Genomic DNA, 6,000 nt, shown 5'->3' with positions numbered 1-6,000 from the left:
CTGGGCGCGGGGGCGGGCGGCGGGGGGGGGGGGGCGGGGGGGCGCGGGGGGGCGGGGGGGGGGGGGGGGGGGGGGGGGGGGCGCCCCCCCCCCCCCGGGCGCCCCGCCCCCCCCCCCCGGCTCGCCGTCGTGCTCTCCCGGCCCCGGAAGAACGGGGTTAGCGGCCGCCAAGGCTGCGCTTAGCCCCCGCGCCGACGGTGGTCACGACGAGCGTCCTGATCCTGGTACGCGGCCGGCCACACTCCTAGGAGGCAGCGAAAGCGATGACTGGTGCCAACGGTCCCCAGATTGATCTGCCCCTGGCAGCCGAGGACGCGATCGCGATCACCGGCCTGTCCTGCCGCCTGCCGCAGGCGCCGTCCCCGGCGGCCTTCTGGCAGTTGCTCCACTCGGGCGTCGACGCCATCACCGAGGCCCCGACGGACCGGTTCGGCGACACGCTGGCCGGCCGCCCCGGCGGCCGCGGCGGCTTCCTCGACCGGATCGACCACTTCGACGCGGGCTTCTTCGGCATCTCACCGCGCGAGGCGGTGACGATGGACCCCCAGCAGCGGCTGATGCTCGAACTCGGCTGGGAGGCGCTGGAGGACGCCGGGGCCGTGCCCGGCGAGCTGGCCGGCAGCCGCACCGGCGTCTTCGTCGGCGCGATCTGGGACGACTACGCGACGCTGCTCCAGCGCAGCGGCTCCCAGGCGCTCACCCGGCACACCTTCACCGGCGTGCAGCGCGGCCTGATCGCCAACCGGCTCTCCTACACGCTGGGCCTGCGCGGCCCGAGCCTGACCGTGGACGCCGCGCAGTCCTCCTCGCTGCTCGCGGTGCACCTGGCCGTGGAGAGCCTGCTGCGCGGCGAGTCCGCCCTCGCGCTGGCCGGCGGGGTGAACCTGAGCATCATCGCGGACAGCACCGCGCGCTCGGCGAGCTTCGGCGGCCTGTCCCCCGACGCCCGCTGCTACACCTTCGACGCCCGCGCCAACGGCTACGTCCGGGGCGAGGGCGGCGGCGTGGTGGTGCTCAAGCCGCTCAGCCGGGCACTGGCCGACGGCGACCGCGTCTACTGCGTGATCCGCGGCAGCGCGGCCAACAACGACGGCGCCACCCCCGGGCTGACCGTGCCCAGCGCGCAGGCCCAGGCCGAGGTGATCACGCTGGCCTGCGCGAAGGCCGGGGTGGACCCGACCGCCGTCCAGTACGTCGAACTGCACGGCACCGGCACCCCGGTGGGCGACCCGATCGAGGCGGCCGCGCTGGGCCAGGCGCTCGGCGCCGGCCGCTCCCCCGAACTGCCCCTGCACGTCGGCTCGGTGAAGACCAACATCGGCCACCTGGAGGGCGCGGCCGGCATCGTCGGGCTGCTGAAGACCGCGCTGAGCATCCGGCACCGCGAGCTGCCCGCCAGCCTCAACTACCAGAGCCCCAACCCCGCCATCGACCTGGCCGCGCTGCGCCTGCGGGTGCAGCAGCAGGCCGGCCCGTGGCCCGCGCCGACGAAGCCGTTGGTGGCCGGGGTGAGTTCGTTCGGCGTGGGCGGCACCAACTGCCATCTGGTGCTCACCGAGGCTCCCGCCGAACAGCCCTATGCGGACCGGCCGTTGACGTCCACCTTGCTGCCCTGGACGCTCTCCGCACGCACCGAGCAGGCGCTGGCCGCCCAGGCGGCCGAGCTCGCCGCGGCCCTGGCTGCCGGGCCCGAGCAGGAGGCGGTGGACCTCGCCTTCTCGCTCGCCACCACCCGCACCGCCTTCGAGCACCGCGCCGTCCTGCTCGGCGCCGAGGCGGCCGAACTGCGCCCGCTGCTCGACCTGCTGGCGCAGGGCGCAGCGGCGCCCGGCCTGGTCCGCGGCACCGCCGACGACCGCGGCCGCACCGTCTTCGTCTTCCCCGGACAGGGCTCCCAGTGGGCCGGGATGGCCCTCGAACTGCTCGACACCGCACCGGTGTTCCGCGCGTCGATGAACCGGTGCGCCGAGGCGCTGGCCGAGTTCACCGACTGGGACCTGCTGGCGGTGCTGCGCGGCGAACCCGCCGCGCCGGGCCTGGACGCGGTCGACGTGGTGCAGCCCGTGCTCTTCGCGGTGATGGTCTCGCTGGCCCGGCTCTGGGAGTCCGTCGGAGTGCGCCCGGACGCGGTCGTCGGCCACTCGCAGGGCGAGATCGCCGCCGCGCACATCGCCGGCGCGCTCAGCCTGACCGACGCCGCCCGGGTGGTGGCGCTGCGCAGCAAGGCGCTGACCGTCCTCGCCGGGCAGGGCGGCATGGCCTCGGTGGCACTGCCGCTCGACCGGGCCGAGACGCTGATCGAGCCCTGGGGCGAGCGGCTGGCCCTGGCCGCCGTCAACGGCTCGGCGGCCGTGGTGGTCTCCGGGGCGGCCGAGGCCGTCGAGGAGCTGCTGGCCGCCGCCGAGCAGGCCGGGGTGCGCGCCCGCCGGATCCAGGTGGACTACGCCTCGCACTCCCCGCAGGTCAGCGCGATCCGCGAGCGGCTGCTGGCGGAGCTGGCCCCGATCACCCCGCGCAGCGGCGACGTCCCGTTCTACTCCTCCGTCACCGGCGAGCTGCTGGACACCGTCGGGCTGGACGCCGGGTACTGGTACACCAACCTGCGCCGGCCGGTCCGCTTCGACCTCGCGGTGCAAGCGCTGCGCGAGGCCGGCCACCGGACCTTCGTGGAGAGCAGCCCGCACGGCGTCCTCACCTTCGCGATCAACGAGACCCTGGAGGAGGCCGACGGCGAACCGGCGCTGGTGCTCGGCACGCTGCGGCGCGGCGAGGACTCCTGGCGCTCGTTCCTCGGCTCGCTGGCCGAACTGCACGTGGCCGGCGCGCCCGTCGACTTCGCCGCGCTGTTCGCCGCCCACGCCCCGCACCGCGTCGCCCTGCCGGGCTACGCCTTCCAGCGCGAGCGCTACTGGCCCGCGGCACCGGACGGCGAGCAGGCCGCGGAGACCACCGTCTGGGCCACGGAGACGGCGGAGCCGGAACCCGAGGAAGCGTCGCAGCCCGGGCGCGGCGCGACGAGCGGCTGGGCGCAGCGCCTGGCGGGGCTGACCCCGACCGAGCAGTACGAGGTGCTGCTCGACCTGGTGCGCTCCAGCGCCGCGATCGTGCTCGGCCACCTCAGTGCCGAGGCCGTGGACTCCGGGCGCACCTTCAAGGAGCTGGGTTTCGACTCCCCGCTCGCCGTGGAGCTGCGCAACCGGCTGGCGGGCGCGGTCGGACTCCGCCTGCCGGCCGCCCTGGTCTACAACCGGCCCACCCCCGTCGCGCTGGCCCGCCACCTGCTCGCCGAGGTGCTCGGCACCACCGAGCAGACGGCGGTGCAGGCCGTGGCGGCCGGCGCGGAGCCGATCGCCATCGTCGGGATGGCCTGCCGCTACCCCGGCGGCGTCCACAGCCCCGACGGGCTGTGGCAGCTGGTGGCCGACGGGGTGGACGCGATCGGCGAGTTCCCCGACAACCGCGGCTGGAACCTGGCCGAGCTCTACGACCCCGAGCCCGGCACCCCCGGCCGGACCTACGCCCGTCACGGCGGCTTCCTCTACGACGCCGGGCGCTTCGACGCCGGCTTCTTCGGCATCACCCCGCGCGAGGCCACCGCGATGGACCCGCAGCAGCGCCTGCTGCTGGAGACCGGCTGGGAGGCGTTCGAGCGGGCCGGGATCGATCCGGAGCAGCTCGGCGGCCGGACAACCGGGGTGTTCGTCGGCGCCATGTCCCAGGAGTACGGCCCGCGCCTGCACGAGGGCACCGACGGCTACGGCGGCTTCCTGCTCACCGGCACCACCGCGAGCGTGGCCTCGGGCCGGCTCTCCTACGTCTTCGGCCTCGAAGGCCCCGCCGTCACGGTCGACACCGCTTGCTCCTCCTCGCTCGTCGCCCTGCACCTCGCGGCGCAGGCGCTGCGGCAGGGCGAGTGCGGGCTGGCACTGGCCGGTGGTGTGGCGGTGATGGCCACCCCCGGCATGTTCGTCGAGTTCGGCCACCAGCGCGGGCTCGCCCAGGACGGCCGCTGCAAGGCGTTCGCGGCGGCCTCGGACGGCACCAGCTGGGCCGAGGGCGCGGGCATGCTGCTGCTGGAGCGGCTCTCCGACGCGCAGGCGGCCGGACACCCCGTGCTGGCGGTGATCCGCGGCTCGGCGGTCAACCAGGACGGCGCCAGCAACGGCCTCACCGCGCCGAACGGCCCCTCCCAGGAGCGGGTGATCCGCGCGGCACTGGCCGGCGCCCGGCTGACGGCCGACCAGGTCGACGCGGTGGAGGCGCACGGCACCGGCACCACGCTCGGCGACCCGATCGAGGCCGAGGCCCTGCTGGCCACCTACGGACAGCGCGCCGGCGATGCGCAGCCGCTGCTGCTGGGCTCGCTGAAGTCCAATATCGGGCACGCGCAGGCCGCCGCCGGGGTGGGTGGCGTGATCAAGATGGTGCAGGCGATGCGGCACGGCGTACTGCCGAAGACGCTGCACGTGGACGAGCCGACTCCGCACGTCGACTGGTCGGCGGGCGCGGTCGAGCTGCTCACCGAAGCCCGGCCGTGGCCCGAGACCGGGCGGCCGCGCCGGGCAGCCGTCTCCTCCTTCGGCATCAGCGGCACCAACGCGCACGTGATCCTCGAAGCCGCGCCCGCCGCCGAGGCGGCACCTGGTGACGACACCGTCGCGCCGCTGCTGCTCTCCGCCAAGACCGAGCCCGCGCTGCGCGAGCAGGCGGCGCGGCTGCGCGAGCTGATCGCGGACGACCAGGAAGTCGGCCTGGCCGACGTTGCGGTCACCCTCGCCACCGGGCGGGCACGGTTCCAGCACCGGGCCGTGGTGCTGGGCGACACCCGCGAGGAGTTGCTGGCCGGTCTGGCCGCCGTGGCCGCCGGGACGCCCAGCAAGCACACCGTCCACGGGGCGGTGCGCGGCGGCAAACTCGCCTTCCTCTTCACCGGACAAGGCGCCCAGCGGCTCGGCATGGGACGCGAACTCCACCACACCGAACCGGTCTTCGCCGCCGCCTTCGACGAAGCCTGCGCCGCACTCGACCCCCACCTGGAACAGCCCCTGCGCGAGATCGCCTTCGGCAACGAGGAACTGCTGCACCAGACCCAGTACACCCAGCCCGCCCTCTTCGCCCTCGAAACCGCGTTGTACCGGCTCCTGGAGAGCCGCGGCGTCACACCCGACTACCTCGCCGGGCATTCGATCGGCGAACTCACCGCCGCCCACGTCGCCGGCATCCTCTCCCTACCGGACGCCGCACGCCTGGTCGCCGCACGCGCCCGCCTCATGCAATCCGCCCCCACCGGCGGCGCCATGATCGCCGTCCAGGCCACCGAAGACGAACTGCGCGAACACCTCACCCCACAGGTCTCCATCGCCGCCCTCAACTCCCCCGACTCCACCGTCATCTCCGGCGACCCTGCCGAAGCAGGGCACATCGCCGACCACTTCAAGGCACTCGGCCGCAAGACCAAGCACCTCCACGTCAGCCACGCCTTCCACTCCCCCCACATGGACCCCATCCTCGACGAGTTCCACACCGAGGCCGCCCAACTCACCTACCACGAACCGAAGATCCCCATCGTCTCCCACCTCGGCACAGCTGAACCGCTGACCTCCCCCGGCTACTGGACCGACCACATCCGCCAAACCGTCCGCTTCACCGACACCATCACCACCCTCCACCAGCACGGCGTCACCACCACCCTCGAACTCGGCCCCGACCCCGTCCTCACCACCCTCACCGACACCCCACTCGCCATCCCCACCCTGCGCGCCGACCGCCCCGAAGCAGACACGTTCAACGCAGCCCTCGCCCACCTCCACACCCACGGCCACCCCGTCACCTGGCCCACCACCGGCCGGACCGTCGACCTCCCCACCTACCCCTTCCAGCAGGAGAGTTACTGGCTCACCGCGCCCCCTTCCGGTTCCGGCGCAGCCACCCTGGGTCTGACCGCCATCGAGCACCCGCTGCTCACCAGCCAGACCGAACTCCCGGACGGCAAGGGCTATC

General features: G+C 74.5%; 1 protein-coding gene (only partly in view). It reads left to right on the top strand.

The features are described from left to right. The first annotated feature begins 263 nt into the window (after positions 1-263). A protein-coding gene (locus ACFZB9_RS16270; RefSeq protein ID WP_391447586.1) for an SDR family NAD(P)-dependent oxidoreductase crosses the window boundary here: on the top strand, positions 264-6,000 show its beginning. It continues 7,937 nt past the right edge of the window; the window shows 5,737 of its 13,674 coding nt (coding positions 1-5,737); its start codon is at positions 264-266; its stop codon lies off the right edge, out of view.

Origin of the sequence: Kitasatospora sp. NPDC008050 (assembly GCF_042957465.1) — a bacterium.
In the GTDB taxonomy this organism is placed as follows: Bacteria; Actinomycetota; Actinomycetes; order Streptomycetales; family Streptomycetaceae; genus Kitasatospora.
Note: the sequence above shows the minus strand (reverse complement) of the source record. Positions and strands in the feature narration are given on the sequence as shown.